The organism is Nocardia sp. NPDC046473, assembly GCF_040645995.1.
In the GTDB taxonomy this organism is placed as follows: domain Bacteria; phylum Actinomycetota; class Actinomycetes; order Mycobacteriales; family Mycobacteriaceae; genus Nocardia.
Genome location: NZ_JBEYZJ010000003.1, coordinates 242,786 through 266,057, shown reverse-complemented (window position 1 = coordinate 266,057; position 23,272 = coordinate 242,786). Strand labels below are relative to the sequence as shown.

Sequence of the window (23,272 nt, the reverse complement as noted above, 5' to 3'; positions counted from 1 at the left end):
GTCGGGTGCCGGAGGCTTTTAGATTAGGTCCTCTTGGATAGGTCCTCAGTCGATCGGGTGCAGTGGAACCCGCGACAGACCACCCCAGGCGAGGGAGACCGTCGTATCGATGGCCTCCTCCTTCGGGATGGGCCGGTCGGCCTCCAGCCAGTAGCGCGCGGTGAACTGGCTCGCGCCGACCAGGCCGACCGCGAGGATCCGCGCCCGGTACGGGTCCAAGCCGGAATCGTGCGCGACCACATCGAAGACCGCGTCGACACAGGCCTCGGTGGCCTGCTCGACCCGGCGCTGCACCTGCGGCTCGCTGGTCAGGTCGGACTCGAAGACCAGTCGGAAACCCTGCATCTCGTTGTCGACGAAATCGAAGTAGGCCTGCACGGCGGCGCGCACGCGCTGCCGGTTGTCGGTGGTCGACCGCAGCGCCTGCCGGACGCTGGACACCAGCATGTCCACGTAGTTCTGCAGCACCGCCAAATACAGCTCCAGCTTGCTGGTGAAGTGCTGATACAGCACCGGCTTGCTCACTCCGGCGCACTGCGAGATCTCGTCCATGCCAGCGGCGTGGTAACCGCGCTGCACGAAGACTTCGCTTGCCGCCGCGAGTAGCTGTAGACGTCGCTCGTCACGCGGAAGCCGGGTGCCGCGTTTGGCGGGCTCGGACGACGATCTACGGGACGCCATCCGGTCCACGAGGTCAGTCATTTCGGCTCTCCCAGTTGATTCCCCGGCAAGGGGTAAGCACCGGGTATCCCAAGAACGATACTCGGTTGTTGCCCGGCCGCCGACCGGCCCCGGAGAACTGGTGGAACACGGTGACAAATGTCGCACCACCGGGCCGATGTGGCGTGCCCGACGGCGGCACTTGCCTGCTGTGAGAACCTGGTGTTCGTGACTTTCCGCGCCGACCGACCCGGGGAGCGGCACGCCGATCCGCCGGTCACGTCCGGCGGCGAGCGCGACTCGCGCCGCCGTGCTGGCCCCGGCGCGCCCGGTTCCGTAGGGTCGGAACCCGTGGCAAGGTCAAGGCCGGATGCACGACCTGGCGCAGCAGCCCGCCCCGGCGCTGCGCCACCGCTCGATGCCGACGACGGCGCAGGCCGTCGCCCCGACCGTGCCGCCCGCCCCCACGGCGCCGCACGGTCAGCGGATCCGCTTGCCGCTCAGCCTGATTCACCCGCACCGCGCCGTGACCGCAACGGCGTCGAGATCTACGACCCGCTCGGCCTCTACGGTCAGCAGGATCGTTCGCACCAACCACTGCGTGCCAGTTGGGATCCCACCGCCGCGACCGAGGGCCGAACCAGGGAGCGTCCCGACCGCAGCGTCAAAAAGCAAAGTGCCCTGGGACGATTCGTCTCCACCTATGGTTGGCGGGCGTATGCGCTGCCGGTGCTGTTCGCCGTCACGGTATTGGTGGTCGTCGACGCGGTACGCGGTTCCGACCCGGCGACCTCGGTCAGTGGCATGCCCGGCCTCGGGCACCTGAGTCCACGCGCCGCGAGCAACGGCATCATCGGCGGGCCGACCGGCGACGGCCACTTTCCCACCGACCTGCCGACCGGCGCGCTGCCCGACGGCGGCAGCTTCGCCGAAACCGGCACGGGCACTTGGCATGTGGTGCCGGGGTCGACCGCCCAGATCGGCACCGGCGCCGACTCGGTATTCCGCTATACCGTCGAGATCGAGGACGGCGTCGACACTTCGGGCTTCGGCGGCGACCAGTCCGTGGCGAAGCTGATCGAGTCCACCCTCGCCAACCCGAAAAGCTGGACGCACGACCAGAAGTTCGGCTTCCGTCGAGTCGACCAGGGCGACACCGACTTCCGCGTCTCACTCACCTCCCGCGAATCCAGCCGCAAGGCGTGCGGTTTCGAGATTCCGATCGACTCGTCCTGCTACAACGCCGATCTCGGCCGGGTGGTGCTCTCCGAGGTCCGCTGGGTGCGCGGCGCGCTCGCGTTCGAGGGCGATATCGGCTCCTACCGGCAGTACCAGATCAACCACGAGGTCGGCCACGCCATCGGCTACCACCAGCACCAGCCGTGCGAGACCGACGGCGGCCTCGCCCCGGTGATGATGCAGCAGACCTTCGGCACCAAGAACAACGACATCGCCGCCCTCGAACCGGACGGTGTGGTCCCGATGGACGGCAAGCGCTGCCGCTTCAACCCCTGGCCGTACCCCCGCGGTTGACCCGATACCCGGTGCGCGACGATAGGTCGGGAAGAACGGTCTGGTCGCGGGTGTTGTACGTCGAGATCGACCCATTCGATTCGAGGAGTCCTGGACGTGTCATCACCTAAGTCCCTGCCGCCGCTGGTCGAGCCGGCCGCGGAGCTGACCAAGGACGAGGTCGCCCGCTACAGCCGCCACCTGATCATTCCTGATTTGGGCGTGGACGGGCAGAAGCGACTGAAAAACGCCAAGGTGCTGGTGATCGGCGCGGGTGGGCTCGGCTCGCCGGCGCTGCTGTACCTGGCCGCGGCCGGCGTCGGCACCCTCGGCATCGTCGAGTTCGACGAGGTGGACGCCTCGAACCTGCAGCGCCAGATCATCCACGGCGAGTCCGACATCGGCCGCCCGAAGGCCGACAGCGCGCGCGATTCGATCCTCGAGATCAACTCCGGCATCGACGTGCGGCTGCACAAGATTCGGCTGGAGCCGGAGAACGCCGTCGAGCTGTTCGCCGACTACGACCTGATCGTCGACGGCACCGACAACTTCGCCACCCGCTACCTCGTCAACGACGCGGCGGTGCTGGCGGGCAAGCCCTACGTGTGGGGCTCCATCTACCGCTTCGAGGGCCAGGTCTCGGTCTTCTGGGAGGACGCGCCGGACGGGCGCGGCATCAACTACCGCGACCTCTACCCGGAGGCCCCGCCGCCGGGCATGGTGCCGTCTTGCGCCGAGGGCGGCGTGCTCGGCGTGCTGTGCGCGTCCATCGGCTCGGTGATGGTGACCGAGGCGATCAAGCTGATCACCGGCATCGGTGAGCCGCTGCTCGGCCGCCTGATGGTGTACGACGCACTGGACATGAACTACCGGACCATCAAGCTGCGCCGCGACCCGGAGCGTCAGCCGATCACCGAGCTGATCGACTACGAGGCGTTCTGCGGGGTGGTATCCGAGGAGGGCCAGGCCGCCGCGGCCGACTCGACGGTCACCGCACACGAGCTGAAGGATCTGCTCGACGCGGGCAAGGACATCGAGCTGATCGATGTGCGCGAGCCGGTGGAGTGGGACATCGTGCACATCGAGGGCGCGAAACTCATTCCGAAGGACCGCATCCTGTCCGGCGAGGCGCTGTCCGAGCTGCCGCAGAACCGCCCGATCGTGTTGCACTGCAAGACAGGTGTGCGTTCCGCCGAAGCCCTGGCCGCCCTCAAGCGCGCCGGCTTCTCCGACGCCACCCACCTCCAGGGCGGAGTCATCGCCTGGGCCCGCCAGATCGACCCCACCCTCCCTGTCTACTGACCGACCGAAGGCGTCCTTCACCCCGTCAGACCGGCCGCAGGCCACCTTCGGTCACTTGGTCCGCACCGACTGAAGGTGGCCTGCGGTCTGTTGGGGCGGGTTGAGGGGCGCCTTCGGTCGGTGGGGGGCGGGGGTTGCGGTTCGGCGCGGCGTGCTGTACTGGGTCGGCGGCGGCGGTACGGTACGGCCGTGACTTCTGTGGAACCCCCCGAGCACGTGCGCTCCACGTTCGGTCTACGCGAGGTTTCCCCCGTCACCTCGGGCGACTGGGAAGGTGGCTGGCGGTTCGGGGACGTGGTGCTCAGCCCGGTCGCCGATCACGCGCGTGCGGCGTGGTCGGCCAAGGTGCGCGAGACGCTGAAGGTGGACGGGTTGCGCCTGGCCCGCCCGGTGCGCGCGACCGACGGCCGCTACGTGGTCTCCGGCTGGCGGGCCGACACTTATCTGGAAGGTATCCCGGAACCCAGGCACGACGAGGTGGTTTCGGTGTCGCTGCGCCTGCATCAGGCGACGACGCATCTCGAGCGGCCCCGGTTCCTGGTGCAGCCGCCGGTGGCCCCGTGGGTCGATGTGGATGTGTTCGTCGCCGCCGACCGGGCCGCCTGGGAGGCGGTGCCGCTGCGCAGCCTGCGCGCGGGCGGCGCCCTGCCGTCGGCGGATTCGCCCGACGGGCAGCGCAGCATGGAACTCATCGGCCAGCTGGCCACCCTGCGCAAGCCGGTGCAGACGCCCGCCCAACTGGTGCACGGGGATTTGTTCGGGACGGTGCTGTTCGCCGGGACGTTCACCCCCGGCCTCACCGACATCACGCCGTACTGGCGGCCCGCGCCGTGGGCGGCGGGGGTGATCGTGGTGGACGCGCTGGCCTGGGGTGGTGCCGACGACGGACTGCTGGAGCGCTGGCGGGATCTGCCGGAATGGCCGCAGATGTTGTTGCGCGCGGTCATGTTTCGGCTCGCCGTGCACGCGCTGCATCCGCGTTCGACGCCGGAGGCGTTCCCCGGTTTGGCGCGCACGGCGGACATGGTCCGCCTCATGCTCTAGAACGCAGAAGTCGGCCGCCGAAAGCCTTGTGAATTACTGACTTTCGACGGCCGACTTGCGTTATGCGTTGTGCCGGTTACACCTTGGCGTAGGCCAGCGACGGCACCCGGTCCACGGCGAACGAGGACCGCAGGTAGAACCACCAGGTGACCGCGCCCATCAATAGGAACGCCACGGCGTAGCCCCAAAAGGCCGGGGCCATCGTGTGATAGTGCGTGTTGGACAACCGCAATGCCTGCTGCAACACCCAGCCGCCCGAGGCGCCGACCGCGCCGATCACGCCGATCGCCGCACCGGCCTGCCGCCGGGCCGAGGCGGTCGACTCGGTGAGGTCCAGCCCGTGCTCGGCGGCGTACTTCTTGGAGATCGCGCTGAAGATGGTCGGGATCATCCGGTAGGTCGAGCCGTTGCCGATGCCGGTCATCACGAACAGCACCAGGAACGAGATCAGGTACAGCGGAAAGCTTTTCAGCTCCAGCGAGGCCATGATCAGCGCGACTGCGACCGCCATGCCGACGAACACGCACAGGGTGATCTTGGCGCCGCCGATCTTGTCGGAGACCCAGCCGCCGAACGGACGGCTGAACGAGCCGACGAACGCGCCGAGGAAGGCAAGGTTGCCGATGGTGCTGATCCAGCCGATATTGGCCAGGCTCGGGAAGTTGGCCTTGATCAGTGTCGGGAAGGCGAAGGAGAACCCGATGAACGAGCCGAACGTGCCGACGTAGAGCACCGCCATCACCCAGGTGTGCGGGTTGGTCAGCGCCAGCCTGTAGGACTTACCGTCGGACTTGGCCGTCGCGATGCTGTCCATGTAGCGCAGTGCGCCGAACAGGGCCAGCAGAATGAACGGGATCCACACCAGGACGGACAGCGTGATGCCGAAGCGGTAGCCCCCGGCGTCCTTGGCCATGATGTGCGTGCCGAGCGTGATCAGCAGCGGCAGCACCAATTGAGTCTGTGCCACACCGAGATTGCCGCCCGCGGCGTTGATGCCGAGCGCCGCGCCCTTCTTGCCCTCGGGGAAGAAGAAGTTGATGTTGGACATCGACGAGGAGAAGTTGCCGCCGCCGACACCGGCGAGCGCGGCCAGGATCATGAAGACCCACATCGGCGTGCCCGGCTGGTTGATGAAGTACACCAGGCCGAGCGTGGGAATGAGCAGCATTGCCGCGCTGAACGCGGTGAAGGCCCGCCCGCCGAATTTCGGGATGGCGAAGGTGTACGGAATGCGCAGTGCCGCACCGACCAACGTCGGGGTCGACGACAGCAGCAGCGCGTTGCTCACCGCGGTCGGGTCGCCCTTGCCGAGGCCGGCCAGGAAGCCGAAGCCCGCGGCGCCCATGCTGGTGACCACGGTGCCCCAGATGACCCAGATGCTGAAGCCGAGGTTCTCGGCGAACACCGAGAAGATCAGGTTCTTGCGCGCGGTTTGCGCGCCGCCGGACTCCCAGAATTTCAGGTTGTCCGGTTCCCACTGCTCCAGCCAGCGGCCGCGAGTCTGGTGCCGGAAGGTCGGTGGGTCCGATGGAGCGTCAGTCGCGGTATCCGACTCGGTGCCGGATGTGGCTGCGATGGCAGTCATCGGCGTCCTCTCGTTCGCACTCGACCGGCCCTCATCGCGGCACTGGCGCCGCCGGCGGAGTCGAGTTGCCTAGCTACGGTCGTTTCACAACGTAGGGCCCGGTTGTTGCGGCACCGTGGCTTCGCGTGACGTTCGAGGCAATTCCGACTCACATGCGCAACGGACGCCAAGTGAGAGTTGCTCACCTGACGTCCGTTGCGGGCGACCGAGCGCTGTCAGTGCACGTCCGGGTATTCGGCGATCAGCGTGTTGAGGAAGCACCTGGCCGCCTCTGCCGCCCGTTGGGGATCGCCGTCGATCACGGCGTGCACCAGCTCGGCGTGTGCCTCGGGGAAGGAGTCGTCGGATTTCAACGTCCTGGCCCGGATCACCTGTTCGATGATCGGCAGCAGCGAGTCGTAGAACTCGAGGTAGACGGCGTTGTGGCTGGCCACCACGATGGCGCGGTGTAGCTCGACGTCGGACTCGATCGCGGTCGGGTTGTCGTCGTTGTAGGCCTTGTCACGTTCACTGAGCAGCTGCAGTAGGTTCGCGATATCGCCGTCGTCGCGGCGGCGCGCGGCCAGCGCGGCGGCCGTGGTGTCTAGCGCGAGGCGTAGTTCGAGGACGTCACGTTCTTCGGCATCGGCGAAGTACTTGCCGAGCGTCCCGCCGAGGTCGGAGGAGGCGATCACATAGGTTCCCGAACCCTGGCGTCGCTCCAACATCCCCGCGTGCACGAGCGCCTGGACGGCCTCGCGCACGGTGTTTCGACCCGTTCCGGTGAGCTCGGTCAGCTCCGGTTCGGTAGGGATGCGGGAGCCGATGGGCCAACGGCTGGAACGGATTTCGGCACGCAGCTGCTCGGTGACCTGGGCGATGAGGCTGGTGCGCCGGACTGGTTGCACTTGCATAGAGTACCGCTCATCACAAATCGTTGCCTCCTATCATCCGGTCATCCTATGATTTCGCAGTGACTGCAACCCTCCAGAAAACCTCGACCGAGCAGGAATCACCGCAGGTCGAGCAGCGTCGGCGCGCGCTGACGGAGGGCCGTCTACTTGTTCTCGCGGCCATCGTTATGTCCGCGCTTACCCTCCGCGTCGCGGTCACCGCGTTCAGCCCACTGGCCGAGCGCATCGGTGACGACGTGGGCTACGGCACCGCGGTCGTCGGTGTCTTCGGCATGATCCCGACCGCGATGTTCGCGGTGTCCGGGCTGCTGACCCCGGTGCTCGTGCGCCGCCTCGGACTGGAGCGCACCGCGCTGATCGCCATGCTGATGGCGGGCCTCGGCCAGCTCGTCCGGGTGCTGCTGTCGGGCACCGGCGAACTCCTCGTCTTCTCCGCCCTGGCCCTCGCGGGCATGGGCATCGGCAACGTGGTGATCCCGCCGCTGGTGAAGCGCTACTTCGCCGATCGGCTCGCGGTGGTCAGCTCGCTGTACATCATGATGGTGCAGCTCGGCACCGTGGTGCCCGCGTTCGTCGCGGTCCCGATCGCCGACGCGCACGGCTGGCGGTTCTCGCTCGGTCTGTGGTCGGTACTCGGCTTCGCGGCCGTGCTGCCGTGGCTCGGCGTGCTGCGTGACCGGCGCGGCCGCGATGTCCACGACACCACCGCACTGCCCACCGATGCACCGCGCGCCGGACGCGTCTGGCGTTCCCCGGTCGCCTGGGGCATGGCGGGCATGTTCGGCATGACCTCGTTGATCACCTACGCGATGTTCACCTGGCTGCCCAAGATCCTCAGCGACGCCGGAGCAAGCGCCGGATTCGGCGGCTCGATGCTCGGACTGTTCGCGGTCGTCGGCCTGGCCGCGGCGCTCAGCGCGCCGACGGTCGTCACGCGATTCCGCAATCCGTTCCCCGTCGTGCTCGGCTGTGCGGCCTTTTTCATCGCCGCCTTCGTCGGGCTGATCGTCGCCCCGATGAGCGTGCCGATCCTGTGGGTGGTGCTGCTCGGCCTGGGCCCGAGCACGTTCCCGATGGCACTGACCCTGATCAACCTGCGCACCAGCACCCCCGGTGGCTCCGCCGCGCTCTCCGGCTTCACCCAGGGCGTCGGCTACGCCGTCGCCTGCGTCGGCCCCCTGCTGTTCGGCGTCCTGCACTCGATGACCGACGGCTGGCTCGCACCGTTCGCGCTGCTCGGTGTCGCCGTCCTGGTGTTGCTCGCCGGCGCCTGGCAGGCTTGCAAGCCGCGGATGCTCGAAGACACCTGGAGCTAGTCCGCCTCTCCGCGTATTCAGGCCAGACTCAGGTGCCGCAATAGCTGCGTTGGCGGGCGGTCAGGTTGCGAGCGAGTTGGCTCGTACCCGGTGAGTTACCCATGTTCTCGCGAAATCTGTGCTTGTTTCGCGGCGGCGATGATCAGCTCGGCGATGGCCTCGGGTGCACCGAGCATGGCGGCGTGGCCGGTGGCGACCTCGATGGTGGTGGCCTGCATCCGTTCGGCCATGAGTCGTTGTCCCGCAACAGGAATCATCTGATCGCGGGTAGCCAAGACGTAGTAGGCGGGCAGGCGCTGCCACGCGGGCGCTCCCATGGGCTCGAGCATCCCGGCGAGGGCGAGGGGCCGCTGAGTGGCGGCCAGCACCGCGGCGTCGGCCGGGTCGATATCAGGTGCGAAGACCTCGTGGAAGTGGGCGGCCAGGATGGTCAACTCGACCTGCGGCGGGCCATCGGGCGCGGCCTGATCGGCACCGGGTAGCGGCCGCGCCGTGGTGACGTGCTGGGCCTGCCCCGCGAAGCGCTCATCGAGTTCACCCGCGGTCTCGCCTCGGTCTGGCGCGAACGCGGCGACGTAGACCAGGGCGGTGACCGTGTCGGATTCCGTGGCGGCACTGGTGATCACGGCACCGCCATAGGAATGGCCGACCAGCACTACGGGGCCGGTCAGCGCGGCAAGGACCGCGCGCAGGGACTCGGCGTCGTGGTGCAGGCCGCGCAGCGGATTCGCGGCGGCGAGTACCGGGTAGCCGCGCGCGATCAGGATGCCGGCGACGGCGCGCCAGCTGCTGGTGCCATCGGCGAAGGCGCCGTGCACCAGAACGATGGTGGGCTTGCTCATGAGTATGGCCTTTCTGGAGTGCTAAGTTGACGGTGTCAACTTGTGGTTTCGAGGAAAACAACGGTGAAGGGTGGGGTGCCTGCCTATGGCGAGCTCGTCGGTCCAGCGGGAGCACTACCACCATGGCGACCTGCACAACGCGCTGGTGGCGGCCGCCGTCGCGCTGGCCAGGGACGGTGGTCCGCAGGCGGTGGTGCTACGCGAGGTCGCGCGGCAAGTCGGGGTATCGGCGACCTCCGCGTATCGGCATTTCGCCAACCACCTCGACCTGTTGGCCGCGGTCAAAGCCCATGCGCAGCAGGCGCTCACCGCGGCGATGCGCGCCGAGCAGGTACCCGGCCACGTCGACGGGGGAGCACCCGGCGACCAGAGCCTGGCCCGGCTGCACGCCTTGGGGCGCGGGTATCTGCGCTTCGCCGAGACCGAGCCCGGCTGGTTCCGAGCCGCGTTCGATCAGCACACGCCGACCGCCGCGGGCTCGGAGTCTTTCCGCCTGCTGTCGGAGGCGCTGGACGAGCTGGTGCGCAGCGGGCGCATGCCTGCCGCCCGGCGCCCCGGCGCGGAGCTCTCGGTGTGGGTCACGGTGCACGGCCTGGCCGAATTCCTGCTCGACGGTGGCCCGCTGAGCGGGCTCGCGGATGTCGAACGAGAGAACACCATCACCAGGACACAGCTTTTCATCACCGACGCGCTGACCGGTTGAGCCGCAGGCTGTTCGGTTCATCAGTGATGGCGCTGCTGACGCGCCGCACGCCGCTCGGCGTGGCGATCGTCGCGGACCGCGCGCCGGGCGGCGCGCTCGTCTCGTTCGCTGTGATAGTCGGCCAGGTCGGTGATCACCAGGCGCCCCCAGGTGACCTGGCCGGTGATCCGCAGTCGAGGCATGCCGGGTTGCGGTCGGCGGCCGGGCGTCAGGTCGACGCCCGCGCCGGTGGCGTTGAGCCGATCGGTATCCACCGCCCATTCGTCCGGCACGATCAGCACGATCTTGCCTGCCCGGCAGTCGACGCGGATCTCGACCTCGTCGTGCGCGCACTGGGCCGTGGTGAAGTCCAGCGTGATGGAACCCATCGTCGAGGTGGCGATGATCGAGGCGGGCACCTGCCAGGGGCCGGTCTTGGTCACGGCACCCCACCAACTGTTGACGGTCATGGGTTCGGGCGTCGGAGATGTCAAGGCGTGTCCTGTCTTTCGGGGTGGGTGCGGTGGGTTCAAGCGCGGTCGGCCTGCGCGCGTTCGTATGCGCTGACGCGGTGGCGGCCGGTGCGGTCGTAGAAGGCGGTGACGAGCAGTCCGGCGGCGAGGCTGGCCACCAGCCACAGGGCGATGACGAGGACGCTGCCGATCACCGCGTCGCCGGTGACCGGAAAGATCAGGTCGCGGGCGGCATCGGTGGTGTGCCGCATCGGCAGGATCTGCCCGAGCCACCGGAACACCTCCGGCTGCAGCTCGGGTGGGTAGGCGCCGCCGGAGGACGGAACACCGAACACCACAAGGACAATCGTGGCGACCAGCGCGCCCGGTGCGCCGAAGACGGCCAGCAGGACCAGTGGCAGCACACCGGCGGTGGCGACCGCGAGCATCGACAGTCCCCACAGGCCCAGCGGATGTTCGGTGGGCATGCCGAACGCGAGCATCGCGACGGCCTCGATCACCGTGCCCGCCACGGCCGCGCAGCCGACCATCAGCCCGGTCTTGGCCAGCAGCGTGTGCACCCGGTTGATCGGCAGCGGCGGATGGGTGGCGCGCTTGTGCAGGAACTCTCGCGGCGTGAATCCGAGCACGCCGTCGACACCGGAGTGCAGCAGCTGGGCGAGCAGGAATCCGGTCAGGATCAGTACCAGGGTGTAGTAGAACGCGGCCATTCCGCCTGCGCTGTGCGCGGGGACCGGTCCGACCGGAGTGAGGGTGACCCGGATCGGGTCGGCCGCGAGCCCACCTGCGAGCATGCCGGTCGGCGGCGCGGGATCCGCCGCGTGCGCCGAGGCGAGTTGTGCGCCCAGCTCTTGGGACAGCCGCGCGAGCACGGCCTGTGCGATGCCGTTGGCGGTACCGCTGGCCGCGGGGCCGGCGATCGGGTTGGTCAGCACAGTCACGCGGACCGCGTCGGGCTGGGCTCGCGGGTCGGTCAGTGCGTCGGCGCGAGCGCTGAAGTCGGCCGGGATCACCACTGCGGCATAGGCCGTGCCCGTGGTGAGCAGCTCGCGGGCCTGCGCCTCGTCGGTGAAGGGCAGCCAGTGCGCCGACTCGTGGGCGCCTCCGGTCAGGACCTCGTCGGTCAGCGCGGCGCCCAGGTGCTGGGCGCCGTCGCCCTGGTCGGTGTCGGCCCAGGCGATGGGTACCCGTTGGGTCGGCGTGTCAGTGTCCAGTGCGCCGCCGAGGTATCCGACGGTCAGCACGATGGCCAGCAGTGCGCCGAACAGGGTGAATATCCAGATCTTCGGGCTGCGCAGGAGTGCGGTGGCGTGCATATCGTTCGTCCTTTGGTTCGCTCGTCGAGCGCGTTGCTCGCAGGCACTCCGTGATGTTGACGGCGTTAACTTAACCGGGCATGTGAACACCGTCAACATGAGAGCGTGTGACACCGCCCATAACTGCTCGGCGGCCATATCCGAGGTCGACTTTCGGCATGCGTCGTACTCGGCCGGCGAGGGCGCCGGCCGGCCTCACTGTTCGAGTTGCGGTGCGGTGCGGAGGAGTTCATCATTTGCGCGTCACACCTCGCCGGCTGATTTCAGGAGTACATGGGTAACTCGCCGGGTACGGGCTGACTCCGCCGCCAACTCGCCGCCGGTCGCCGACGTTGCTGCCGTGGCACATGGGTCCGGCCTGAATACGCGGAGAGGCGGGCTAGCAATGGTTGCGCACTTTCGTGCAACATTGCGCTGAACTCACGTGGGTATTCGTCGACCCGTGAGCAACCGTTGATGCTGCGGTCATCGCGCGCAGCATGGCGGCAATACCTGTTTCCTACCGTGGGGCCAACCGGATCATTGGAGGCCCTTCTTGAGCACGCCGACGCATCACTCAGTCGAACCCGCACTGCGTAAGACCGCTGTGGTCGTCGGTCACGGCATGGTCGGGCACCGTTTCGTGGAGGCGCTGCGCGCGCGGGACGAGGCGGGGCAGTGGCGGGTGGTCGTGCTGAGCGAGGAGCGGCTGCCCGCCTACGACCGCGTCGGTCTGTCCGGCTATGTGGGCACCTGGGATACCGCGGCGCTGGCGCTGCCCGGCAACGAGTACGCCGGGGACGCGCTGGTCGAGCTGCGGCTCGGGCAGCGCGCCGAGACGATCGACCGGGACGCCCGCAAGGTCACCACGTCGGCGGGCGACGCTATCGCCTACGACGCGCTGGTGCTCGCCACGGGCTCGTATCCGTTCGTACCGCCCGTGCCGGGTCATGACCGACCGGAGTGCTTCGTTTATCGCACCATCGACGATCTGGACGGCATCAGAGCGGCCGCAGAAGCCGCCGGACCGGGCGCGGTCGGCGTCGTGGTGGGTGGCGGCCTGCTCGGCCTGGAGGCCGCGAATGCGCTTCGGCTGCTCGGCCTCACGCCGCATGTGGTCGAATACAACCAGCGGTTGATGCCCGCGCAGGTGGACGAGGGCGGCGGCGCGATTCTGGAACGGCTGGTCACCGACCTGGGCCTGCATGTGCACACCGGCGTCGGCACCGCGTCGATCGAGGAGGCCGACAACGGTATTCGGGTCAGCCTGTCCGACGATTCGGTGATCGAGGCATCGCTGGTCGTCTTCTCCGCGGGTGTCCGGCCGCGCGATCAGATTGCCAGGGACAGCGGACTGGAGGTCGGTCCGCGCGGCGGCATCATCACCGATCTGGGCTTACAGACGTCGGATCCGAGCATCTGGGCCATCGGCGAATGCGCTGCGGTCGAGGGCACCTGCTACGGCCTCGTCGCGCCCGGCTACACCACCGCCGAGATCGTCGCCGACCGATTACTGGGCGGCGCAGGCGAATTCCCTGGCGCGGACATGTCCACCAAGCTCAAGCTGCTCGGCGTCGACGTGGCCAGCTTCGGCGACGCGCACGGCAGCACCGCGGGCGCGCTGTCGGTGGTGCTGCACGACGCCGCCAAGGGCACCTACGCGAAACTCGTTGTCTCCGATGACGCGCAGATCCTCCTCGGCGGCATCCTGGTCGGCGACGCCACCGCCTACGCCGCGCTGCGGCCCTTGGTCGGGCGTCCGCTGCCCGCCGAACCCGCTGCGCTGATCTCGCCCGCCGGTGCGGAATTGGGGGCCGACGCGCTGCCCGACGACGCGCAGATCTGCTCCTGCAACAACGTCGCCAAGGGCGCGATCTGCGGTGCCATCGAGGACGGCGCGTGCGACATTCCTGGTATCAAGAAGTGCACGTCCGCCGGAACCTCCTGTGGCGGTTGCGTTCCCATGCTCAAGAAGCTGTTGGAGCAGTCCGGCGTCGAGATGTCCAAGGCGCTGTGCGAGCACTTCGGCCAGTCGCGGGCCGAGCTGTTCCAGATCGTCCAGGTCACCGGCATCCGCACCTTCTCCGGCCTGATCGCCAAGTACGGCAAGGGAACCGGCTGCGACATCTGCAAGCCGACCGTCGCCTCCATCCTGGCCTCGACCTCCAGCGAGCACATCCTCGACGGCGAGCAGGCCGCGCTGCAGGACACCAACGATCACTTCCTGGCCAACCTGCAGAAGAACGGCACTTACTCGGTGGTGCCCCGGATGCCCGGTGGCGAGGTGACACCCGACCAGCTCATCACCATCGGTCAAATCGCCAAGGAATTCGACCTTTACGTGAAGGTCACCGGCGGCCAGCGGATCGACTTGTTCGGCGCGCGGGTCGAACAGCTGCCGCGGATCTGGCAACGCCTCGTCGATGTCGGCATGGAATCCGGTCACGCGTACGGCAAGTCGCTGCGCACGGTGAAGAGCTGCGTCGGCTCCACCTGGTGCCGCTACGGCCAGCAGGACTCGGTCGGCATGGCCGTGCTGCTCGAAAAGCGTTACCGCGGACTGCGTTCCCCGCACAAGCTGAAGCTGGCCGTCTCCGGCTGCGCCCGCGAGTGCGCGGAGGCGCGCGGTAAAGATGTCGGCGTGATCGCCACCGAACACGGCTGGAATCTGTATGTCGGTGGCAACGGCGGGCTTTCGCCCAAGCATGCAGTGCTGCTCGCCGGTGAGCTCGACGACGAGACGCTGATCAAGTACATCGACCGCTATCTGATGTTCTACGTCCGCACCGCCGACCGCTTGCAACGCACCGCGCCGTGGCAGGAGGCACTCGAGGGTGGGATCGACTACTTGAAGCAGGTCGTCTGCGAGGACAGCTTGGGCATAGCCGACGAGTTGGAGGCGTCGATGGCCCAGCACGTCGCGGGCTACCGCGACGAGTGGGCCGCCGTCCTGGAAGACGAGGAGAAGCTGTCACGCTTCGTTTCCTTCGTGAACGCCCCGGATGAGACCGACCCCACAATCTCGTTCGACGAAACCGGAGAACGCAAGGTACCGGTGCTGCTCGGTATGCCGGACGTTCCGGTCGCCACGCACGGGAAATGACGGCTTAACCCCATAGAAACAGGGCGCCTGTACCAATGGGTAAGGCGATTGGAGGAAGACACCCATGACCGTGATCGATACCCCCGGCATCGCCGCAGTTACCGCCACCGGTTGGACCCAAGCGTGCCGGCTCGACTACCTGATCCCCGGCCGCGGCGTCGCGGTGTTGCTGAAAGGTGGCCGCCAGGCCGCCCTATTCCTGCTGGCCGACGGCATGCTCTACGCCGTGGGCAATATCGATCCGATCGGCCGGGCCGCGGTCATCTCGCGCGGCATCGTCGGTGACCGCGGCGGCGTCCCCGTCGTCGCCTCACCGTTGCTGAAGCAGGCGTTCTCCCTGGTCGACGGGCGCTGCCTGGACGACGAATCGGCGCTGCTGCCGGTGTACGCGGTCCGCGTAGCCGACGGCATCGTTTCGGTCTCCAACGAGCCGGTAATTTCCGGGCTCGCTTCCTCGGACGGGTAAACCGCATGACAACCATCGACGCAGGCCCCTGCCTCGCCGGGTTCACCATCGGCATCACGGCGGCCAGACGAGCCGACGAGTTCGCCACGCTGCTGCTGCGCCGCGGCGCCGACATCGTGTCGGCCCCGGCCATCCGGATCATCCCGCTGGCCGACGACACCGAGCTGGAGCGGGTCACCCGCCAGCTCATCGTCGACCCGCCGCGAATTACGGTGGCCACCACCGGTATCGGCTTCCGTGGCTGGATGGAGGCGGCCGAAGGCTGGGGTGTCGCGGAGGACTTGCGCGCGACGCTAGGGGCCACTCGGATGCTGGCGCGCGGGCCAAAGGCCAAGGGCGCCATCCGAGCCGCCGAATTGCGCGAAGAATGGTCACCCGCCTCGGAATCATCTGCGGAAGTGCTCGACCATCTGCTCGCCGAGGGCGTGGAGGGCGTGCGCATCGCGGTGCAACTGCACGGCGCCACCACCGAATGGGAGCCGGTGCCCGACTTCTGCGAGGTATTGCGTTGTGCCGGTGCGGATGTCGTGCCGGTGCCGGTGTATCGGTGGATGCCGCCGGAGGATCAGGGGCCGATGGACCAGCTGATCGAGGCGATCGTGACGTCCAACCTGGACTGCGTGACGTTCACCAGCGCGCCCGCCGTGGCGTCGATGTTGATGCGCGCCAAGGAAACCGGGCTGCTCGAGGGGGTGCTGCACGCGCTACGCGGGCGGGTGCTCGCCGCGTGCGTCGGCCCGATCACCGCGGCGCCGTTGGAAGAACTCGGCGTGGCCACATCGATGCCGGGCCGGGCCCGGCTCGGTGCGCTCGCTCGGCACGTCGCCGAGGAACTGCCGCGGCGGGCCAACCGGATCTACGCCGCCGGGCACACGCTCAGCGTGCGCGGCGGCTGCGTGGTGGTCGACGGTGAAGTGCGTCAGCTCGCGCCCGCGCCGATGGCGCTGATGCGGTCGCTGGCCCGGCAGCCGGGCCGGGTGGTGTCCAGGGAGAACCTGCTGGCCGCACTGCCCGGTGGCGGTGACGACACCCACGCGGTGGAGACCGCGATCGCTCGGCTGCGCGCGGGACTCGGTGCGCCGAAGGCGATTCAGACGGTGGTCAAGCGCGGCTACCGGTTGGCGCTGGACGCGGCCGAATGCATCGACAACAACCCGCGGCCCGAGCCCGTCGTCGGCGCGCCGACGCGGTACGTGCAGACCATGGGGACATCGTGAGTGACCCCGCCCTAGTGCTGGTGGCGCATGGCACCAGGAGTACTCGTGGGGTACAGATGATCGCCGCGCTGGCCGAGGCGGTGGCCAGGGAGCTCGGCGTCGCGGTTTCGGGGCGCGATGCCGAGCAACCCGGGATCTCGCCCGTGCGAACCGCTTTCGTCGATGTACTCGGTCCGTCGCCCGCCGAGGTGCTGCGCGATCTGACCGATCCGGCGGGGGAATCCGTTCCCGCCGTGGTCGTTCCGGCGTTCCTGGCCTCCGGTTATCACGTGTATCAGGACGTCCCACGGGAAGTCGCCGACAGCGGCCACCCGGCGGTGGCGGTCACCCCGGCGATGGGGCCGGACCCGGCGTTGGCCCGGATCATGACCATGCGCCTGCGTGCCGCGGGCTGGCGACCCGGCGACGCGGTGGTCTTCGCCGCCGCCGGTTCTTCGGATCCCCGTGCCCGCCAGGATGTTCGCCGGGCTGCCGCCATGCTCACCGAACGCATCGGCACGCCGGTCCGTCTCGGCTATATCGCTACGGGAACGCCTCGCGTACCGGAAGTCGTTGCCGCTCTTCGTGATTCCGGTACTGATCGCGTGTTCATCGCGTCGTACCTGTTGGCGCACGGCCTGTTTCAGCAACGCCTGCACGATGCGGGTGCCGACGGTGTCGCCGAACCCATCGGCGTTCATCCCGCCGTGGTCCGGCTCATCGCCGACCGCTATCGCGCGGCCGCGCGGGACCTGGTGCGGTCGCGCGTCGTCTGAGTGAGACGCGACGGCCGATCTGTCTGCCGGATGGGCCGCGAGCGAGGTCGAGGACGCCACTGTCGAGGTATCTGCCATTGCGTAGCGCGAAGTAGCTGTGGCGGATTGATCGTGGGAGCTGAGCCGGCCCGAACACCCGGGCCAGATTCATTTGCGCTGACAGTGGCCTAAGCACGCGCCGATCGCGCTGGAATTACGGCCTGTTCGGGCGCGGATGCCGTAAGTTTGCCCATGGACGATTCAGCGGTGGCTGCCGAATCCGAGGGAGGCGTGTTGACCGGAGCCGACTACGCCGTGTCGCTCGACCGGGCGGCGGCAACGGCACAGTCGATGTATCCATTGTCGACGGCGCAGCTGCGCTGGTGGGTGGCTCAGCAATTGCACCCGTCGGTGCCGATCACGGTCGCGATGTACCTGGACCTGACCGGCCCGCTCGACGTCGCCCTGATGTCGCGGTGCGCCCGCCGCGCGGCCCGCGAACTCGAGTCGCCGAACCTGCGGTTCCGCCTCGTCGACGGGTATCCGCATCAGTACGTCGACGAAGCGGCGGAGCTGCCGATACGGGTAGTGGATCTGACCGACGAGACGGATCCGATCGGCGTGGCGCAGGATCAGATGGAACGCGACTACAGCTCCCCGCTGGATCCGCGCACCGACGATCTCACCGTCGCGACCGTGTTCCAGATCGCGCCGGACCATCATCTGCTGTATCTGCGCAGTCACCACATCGTCGTCGACGGCGTGGGAGCCGCGGCGGTGCTGCGTCGCACGGGCGAGCTCTACCGCTCGGAAGTCGTTGCGGGGCAAGGGCTCGGCGGCTCGTCGGGGCAGGACGGGGCAGGATCCGCGACAGCCCCGGATGTGGCCCGATCGAAGACCATCCGGGCAATGTCGGTGCCCGAGCTATTGGAAGACGAACGCCGATACCAGGATTCGCCCCGCGCCGAGGCCGACCGTGACTACTGGCACAACCAACTCGAAACACTCGGCGAACCCCTCGGCCTGGCCGGACGCCCCGCCGCACCGGAGCCACGACCGCACCGGGTGACCGCGACGCTGGATGCCGCGACGGCGGAACTGGTCGCCGCCGCCCGTGCTCGCCACGGCGCGACCTTCCCCGAACTGGCCGTCACCGCCTTCGCCTGCTACCTGGCCCGAATGACCGGCCGCGGCGAGGTCACGCTCACCTTGCCGGTCACCGCGCGTCCCACCGCGGCGCTGCGCCGCTCGGCGGGTTCCATGTCGAATGTGGTGCCGCTGCGGCTGAGTGGCCTCGACACCGCCACCGTCGGCGCGATCATCGCCCAGGTGCGCTCGCGAGTGATCGGCGCGCTACGCCATCAGCGGTACCGGTACGAGGACATGCAACGCGACCGCGGGCAACACCACGTGGTGCGCGGCGGATTCGGGCCGGTCGTCAACGTGCTCGGATTCACCGAGCCGTTCGGCCTCGGGGCGCTGACCGGCCAGGTGCGGCTGCTGTCCCTCGGCCCGGTCGAGGACCTGCTGGTGAACGGCTATCAGGCCGGTCCCGACGAACGCTCGATCAGCATCGACTTCCACGCCAACCCGGCCCGCTACCGGCCCGACATGGTGGCCTGGCAGCACCGCATGTTCCTCGACTACTTCGCCCGTTTCCTCGCCGCCGAATCCGATTGCCCGATACCGGCTTTGGACCTCACACCGCCCGCCCCGGTGGCCGCGGAGCCCGCAGGACCGATCCGGGTGCTGCCCGAACTGCTGCGCTCGGGCCTCGTGCCGGACGCCGTCGCGATACAGGGCGGCAGCCGCACGATGACCTACCGCGAGCTGGACGAGGCGTCCTCGCGATGGGCGCGCGAACTGATGGCGGGCGGCGCTCGACCAGGCGAGTTCGTCGTGGTCGCCATCGCGCGATCACTCGAATCGGTGCTCGCGCTCTGGGCGGTCGCCAAGGCCGGCGCGTGTTTCGTGCCGGTCGACCCGAACGACCCCACCGATCGCATCGCCACGGTGATAGCGGATTCCGGAGCGCGACAAGGGCTTACGGTAACCGCGGTGCGCGACCACCTCCCGTGTGACACCGCCTTCGCCGATCGTGACGTCGAGCCCATCCCCGTAGGGGACGGTAGACAGCGTCCGGCCACGCGGACCGATGACGCAGCCGGTGCACGCAAGAGCGCGAGCCGGTGCGGCATTCATTGGCTGATGCTCGACGACTCCCGGACCGTGGCGGAAGTCGATCGCCGAGCGAGCACGCCGATCGACGGCAAGGAGCGCCCACGGTCGCTGCGGCCCGACCATGCGGCCTACTTGATCTACACCTCGGGCACCACCGGCGCACCGAAGGGCGTGCTGGTCACCCATCGCGGGCTCGGGTCGCTGACCGGCTACATCACCGAACACTATGGGGTCGGCCGGGATTCGGTCGTACTGCACGCACACGCACCGTCGTTCGACGCGCATCTGCTCGAACTGCTGGCCTGCTTCGCGGCAGGCGCCCGACTGGTGGTCGAGCCGCCGTCGGTGGTCGCGGGCGGTGCGCTGGCCCGGCTGCTCGAGGACACCGGCAGCACCCACTTCCTCACCACGCCCGCGGTTCTCGCCACCCTGACACCCGCCGACCTGCCCGGCCTGCAAGCCGTCGTGGTCGGCGGCGAGGCCTGCCCGGCGGAACTGGTGCGCGCGTGGGCGCCGCACGTCCGCCTGTTCAACGGCTACGGACCGACCGAAACCACCGTCATGGCAACGCAAACCGCGGCCATGAAGCCCGACGAGCCCGTCACGATCGGCGCGGCGTTGCCAGGAGTGCTTGCGGTGGTGTTCGATTCGCGGTTGGCGCAGGTGCCGCCTGGTGCCAGGGGCGAGCTCTACCTAGGTGGTCTCGGTGTCGCGGACGGTTACCTCCGCAACCCGACCGGCACCGCCGTTCGGTTCATCGCCGACCCGTTCGGCATCGGGCAACGGCTGTATCGCACCGGCGATCTGGTCAGTGCGGGCCCGGACGGCGCGTTCGAATTCCTCGGCCGAGTGGACGGGCAGGTAGAGGTGCGCGGACGGCGCATCGAACCGGCGGAGATCGAGTCGGCGCTGCGCGCGGAGCCGGGGATCGCGGACGCGGTGGTGACCGTCGCCGATGCCGGGCAGCCGGAGGCCAGGCTGGTCGGTTATGTGGTGGCGGCAGCGGGGATTCGGTTCGATCCCGCCGAGACGTTGCGCAGTCTGCGCGGCACGCTGCCCGCGGCGCTGGTGCCGTCGGCGCTGATCGAACTCGATCGACTACCGGTGTCGGGCAACGGAAAACTCGACCGCACCGCCTTGCCGTCCCCGGTCGTGGCACCGCGTCCGTATCGAGCCCCCGAGACAACGGCACAGCAGTTGGTCGCCGAGCACATCGGCAGGGCAACAGGGCAACCGCGAGTCGGCCTGGACGACGACTTCTTCGAGCTCGGCGGGAATTCCCTACTCGGCGTGGCGGTCTCGGCCGAGCTGGCCGCCGCGACCGACGTCCCGGTGACTGTGCGCTGGCTCTACACGACACCGACCGTCGCGGCGCTCGCCGAACGGATCTCCGGCTACGACGGCGCGGACGTCACCGCCGACGACGCACTGGGCGTCCTGCTCACGCTGCGCCGCAGGGGAACTCGACCCCCGCTGTTCTGCGTCCACTCCGCGGTCCCACTGGCCTGGTGCTATGCCGGGCTGGCGCGCTACATCACCGACCGCCCGGTGTACGGCCTGCAGGCGCCGAACCTGACCGGCCCCGACCGAACGATCAGCACCATCGACGACCTCGCCGACGCCTACGTCGACGCGATGCTCAGCGTCCAGCCGGATGGCCCGTATCACCTGCTCGGCTGGTCGCTCGGCGGTCAGATCGCGCACGCCATCGCCGTCCGGCTGCGCGCCCGCGGCGCCTCGGTCGCCGCGCTGGCGATGCTGGACAGCGTCGTCTTCCCCGACGGCGCCAACCCGCCGCCGGTACCGCGCATGCGAGACCTGTTGACCCACTTGCTCGGTGACGAACCGGACGATGCCGACGCCGCGCACGAGGTGACGGCCGTCGAGGCCGCCGCCGAATTGGCCAGCGCGGGTGCGTCCTTCGGTAGCGGCCTGTCCGCGTCCCAGCTCGAGCGGCTGCATCGCGGCTACGTCGACGGCGTCGCCCTCTCACACAGCTACCGCCCCGGCGTCTTCGACGGTGACCTGCTGTACTTTTCGGCCACCCGCGGCGTGACCGAGCTGTTCGGCGCCGAGCTGTGGCGCCCGTTCGTCACCGGCGACCTCATCGAACACCCGGTGGCCGCCACCCACGCCCAGCTCACCAACGCGGCGGTGGTCGGCGTGATCGGCCCGATCCTGGCCAGGCACCTCGAGCGCATAACCGTGCCGGCCGCAGCACGGAGCGCGCCGTGACCGCCTCGGCCGCGCGCGGGCACGTCGGTGCGCGCACCGGGTTCCAGTGGTGCAACGTCTTCGACGATCCAGGGGAGTGGGAGCGGCGGAATCCAGACGCCGCCACCTTGATTCGCTACATCGGCGACCACTTGGTCCACCCACATCCACAATTGGGCCGCGACGGCCCGGTGTGTCCCTTCGTCCGCCACACGATGACGCACCACAGTCTGTGGGCCGCTGCAGTTCCCGGCGGCAACGACCTCACCGTCGAAACCATGACCGCGGCGGTGGACGACGCCTTCGAGATCTATCGCTGCCTGCGCACCGACGCCGACGCCCGAATGCTGACCACCGTCACCCTCTTTCCCGGACTCACCCGCCACGAATTGGTCGACGCCGTGCATCTGGCGCGTAAGACCGCCGTGGTGGACGAGGGCCTGATGCTCGGCCAGTTCTATCCGGGCTGCGGCGTATCCGGCTTGTGGAACAAGGACTTCCGCCCCCTCGACGCTCCGCTGCCGATGCTGGTGATCCGGAAGATGATGAACACCGATTTCCCGTTCCTGGTCGGCCGCGCGGAATGGCTGTACGCGTATCTGACACAGGTCGCGCCCGACCTCCCGCGTCGATTGCGCTGGTCGATTGCTGAGCGACTGCAAATAGCCGATGTCGCCGATGATGCCATCACCGACCTGCGCGTTCATTCGTTCGGCGAACACGCCCGGTGAATGCCGGGCGTCCCGGCGCCCCTGATAGATACTCGACGCCATGCGCCGGCTGATGCGATGCCTGGTTCCCCTTCTCGCGGTGGTCGCCGCGATCGTCCCGGCCGGTACGGCCGCCGCCGATCCCGATTCCCGCATCCTCGATGTGCGACCGCTCGGCGGGCGGGAACTGGAGGTCGTCGTGCACTCGGCGGCCATGAACAAGCCCATCACGCTGTGGATGTCGCATCCGGGCGCGGGCGCGCCCGCGCTGTATCTGCTCAACGCGGTCGACGGCGGCGAGGACGGCGGCCCGTGGACGCGGCGCACCGATGTCGCGGAGTTCTTCGCGGACAAGAACGTCAACGTGATCGTCCCGATGGGCGGGCGAGCCAGCTACTACACCGACTGGTTACGCGACGACCCGGTACTCGGGCGCAACCAGTGGACCACCTTCCTGACCAAGGAACTGCCGCCACTGCTGGAGGCCAAGTTCGGCATGACGGGCCGCAATGCCATTGCGGGACTGTCCATGTCGGCGACCTCGGCCCTGAACCTCGCGACCGGCGCACCTGGCCTCTACCAGGCGGTCGGCGCCTACAGCGGCTGCCCGCGCACCAGTGATCCGGTGGCGCAGGCGTACGTCTCGGCGCAGCTCGCGGTGTTCGGCGCGAACGCGTCGAATATGTGGGGCGGGCCGGAAAACCCGGCGTGGGCTGCGAACGATCCGATGGTGCAGGCCGAACGCTTGCGCGGGCTGGCGCTGTACGTTTCATCGGGCAATGGGGCGCCGGGCGAGCACGACAACATCGGTGACCGCGGTATCGACGGCAACCCGGCCCGCCTGGCGGATCGCATGCTGGTCGGCGGCGTGATGGAGACGGTCGTCGGCGGCTGCACCCGGCCGTTCGTGGACCGGCTGAACGAGCTCGGCATCCCGGTCACTGCGAACCTGCGCCCGGCGGGCACGCACGCCTGGACCTACTGGCAGGACGACGTGCACCTGTCCTGGCCGCTGTTCGCCGGGGCGATCGGCGCTTGAGTAG

The 23,272-nt window shown here is 68.7% G+C and carries 18 protein-coding genes; 12 read left to right on the top strand and 6 right to left on the bottom strand.

Translation table 11 applies throughout. The annotated features are described in order from the left end of the window. Window positions 1-45: 45 nt before the first annotated feature. Window positions 46-702, bottom strand: a complete 657-nt coding sequence (locus tag ABZ942_RS11280) for a TetR/AcrR family transcriptional regulator (protein ID WP_150402487.1) — start codon at window positions 700-702, stop codon at window positions 46-48. Between the two features lie 504 nt (window positions 703-1,206). Between ABZ942_RS11280 and ABZ942_RS11275 the strand changes: the two genes are divergently transcribed. From ABZ942_RS11275 to ABZ942_RS11265, 3 genes are all read left to right on the top strand, one after another. Then, window positions 1,207-2,193 carry a DUF3152 domain-containing protein gene (locus ABZ942_RS11275; RefSeq protein ID WP_357381854.1) on the top strand — a complete coding sequence of 329 codons (987 nt, stop codon included), beginning with the start codon at window positions 1,207-1,209 and terminating at the stop codon, window positions 2,191-2,193. Between the two features lie 96 nt (window positions 2,194-2,289). After that, complete coding sequence (gene moeZ, locus ABZ942_RS11270; protein ID WP_357380736.1) at window positions 2,290-3,474, top strand: adenylyltransferase/sulfurtransferase MoeZ; 1,185 nt, start codon at window positions 2,290-2,292, stop codon at window positions 3,472-3,474. Window positions 3,475-3,663: 189 nt separating this feature from the next. Beyond that, window positions 3,664-4,518: a TIGR02569 family protein gene (locus tag ABZ942_RS11265; RefSeq protein ID WP_357380734.1), complete on the top strand. Its 855-nt coding sequence runs from the start codon at window positions 3,664-3,666 to the stop codon at window positions 4,516-4,518. Between the two features lie 76 nt (window positions 4,519-4,594). Here ABZ942_RS11265 and ABZ942_RS11260 read toward each other — a convergent pair whose 3' ends face one another. Further along, the gene (locus tag ABZ942_RS11260; protein WP_357380732.1) at window positions 4,595-6,103 is read right to left on the bottom strand and encodes a nitrate/nitrite transporter; all 1,509 of its coding nucleotides are present in this window, start codon (window positions 6,101-6,103) and stop codon (window positions 4,595-4,597) included. Window positions 6,104-6,318: 215 nt separating this feature from the next. Further along, a complete protein-coding gene (locus ABZ942_RS11255; protein ID WP_357380730.1) occupies window positions 6,319-6,990 on the bottom strand; it encodes an FCD domain-containing protein in 672 nt (223 codons plus the stop codon). 65 nt (window positions 6,991-7,055) lie between these two features. On the opposite strand from ABZ942_RS11255, the gene ABZ942_RS11250 reads away from it, so the two are divergent. After that, window positions 7,056-8,312: an MFS transporter gene (locus ABZ942_RS11250; protein ID WP_357380728.1), complete on the top strand. Its 1,257-nt coding sequence runs from the start codon at window positions 7,056-7,058 to the stop codon at window positions 8,310-8,312. Window positions 8,313-8,407: 95 nt separating this feature from the next. Here the strand turns inward: ABZ942_RS11250 and ABZ942_RS11245 are convergent, their stop codons facing one another. After that, window positions 8,408-9,154, bottom strand: coding sequence for an alpha/beta hydrolase (locus ABZ942_RS11245; protein ID WP_357380726.1), 747 nt, complete (start codon window positions 9,152-9,154; stop codon window positions 8,408-8,410). A gap of 85 nt (window positions 9,155-9,239) precedes the next feature. Here ABZ942_RS11245 and ABZ942_RS11240 point away from each other — a divergent pair, with 85 nt between their 5' ends. Beyond that, on the top strand, window positions 9,240-9,857 hold the full coding sequence (locus ABZ942_RS11240) for a WHG domain-containing protein (protein WP_357380724.1): 618 nt from the start codon (window positions 9,240-9,242) through the stop codon (window positions 9,855-9,857). A gap of 20 nt (window positions 9,858-9,877) precedes the next feature. Here the strand turns inward: ABZ942_RS11240 and ABZ942_RS11235 are convergent, their stop codons facing one another. Further along, window positions 9,878-10,306, bottom strand: coding sequence for a hypothetical protein (locus ABZ942_RS11235; RefSeq protein WP_357380722.1), 429 nt, complete (start codon window positions 10,304-10,306; stop codon window positions 9,878-9,880). 59 nt (window positions 10,307-10,365) lie between these two features. Beyond that, window positions 10,366-11,625 carry an ABC transporter permease gene (locus ABZ942_RS11230; protein WP_357380720.1) on the bottom strand — a complete coding sequence of 420 codons (1,260 nt, stop codon included), beginning with the start codon at window positions 11,623-11,625 and terminating at the stop codon, window positions 10,366-10,368. Between the two features lie 571 nt (window positions 11,626-12,196). On the opposite strand from ABZ942_RS11230, the gene nirB reads away from it, so the two are divergent. The 7 genes from nirB (at window position 12,197) to ABZ942_RS11195 (ending at window position 23,268) form a co-directional block, all read left to right on the top strand. Beyond that, window positions 12,197-14,707 (top strand): nitrite reductase large subunit NirB, encoded by a 2,511-nt coding sequence (gene nirB, locus ABZ942_RS11225; RefSeq protein ID WP_357381852.1) that lies wholly within the window; start codon window positions 12,197-12,199, stop codon window positions 14,705-14,707. A 64-nt stretch (window positions 14,708-14,771) separates the two neighbouring features. Next, window positions 14,772-15,173 (top strand): nitrite reductase small subunit NirD, encoded by a 402-nt coding sequence (gene nirD / locus ABZ942_RS11220; protein WP_357380718.1) that lies wholly within the window; start codon window positions 14,772-14,774, stop codon window positions 15,171-15,173. A gap of 5 nt (window positions 15,174-15,178) precedes the next feature. Then, window positions 15,179-16,390 (top strand): uroporphyrinogen-III synthase, encoded by a 1,212-nt coding sequence (locus tag ABZ942_RS11215; protein ID WP_357380716.1) that lies wholly within the window; start codon window positions 15,179-15,181, stop codon window positions 16,388-16,390. Continuing rightward, entirely contained in the window at window positions 16,387-17,145 is a 759-nt protein-coding gene (locus ABZ942_RS11210; protein WP_357380714.1) for a sirohydrochlorin chelatase, read from the top strand. Before ABZ942_RS11215 ends, ABZ942_RS11210 begins: the two co-directional genes overlap by 4 nt. A gap of 246 nt (window positions 17,146-17,391) precedes the next feature. Next, window positions 17,392-21,540: an amino acid adenylation domain-containing protein gene (locus ABZ942_RS11205; RefSeq protein ID WP_357380712.1), complete on the top strand. Its 4,149-nt coding sequence runs from the start codon at window positions 17,392-17,394 to the stop codon at window positions 21,538-21,540. After that, window positions 21,537-22,250: a DUF6875 domain-containing protein gene (locus ABZ942_RS11200; RefSeq protein WP_357380710.1), complete on the top strand. Its 714-nt coding sequence runs from the start codon at window positions 21,537-21,539 to the stop codon at window positions 22,248-22,250. The genes ABZ942_RS11205 and ABZ942_RS11200 overlap by 4 nt, the downstream gene beginning before the upstream one ends. A gap of 40 nt (window positions 22,251-22,290) precedes the next feature. Further along, entirely contained in the window at window positions 22,291-23,268 is a 978-nt protein-coding gene (locus ABZ942_RS11195; protein WP_357380708.1) for an alpha/beta hydrolase family protein, read from the top strand. Window positions 23,269-23,272: the final 4 nt, after the last annotated feature.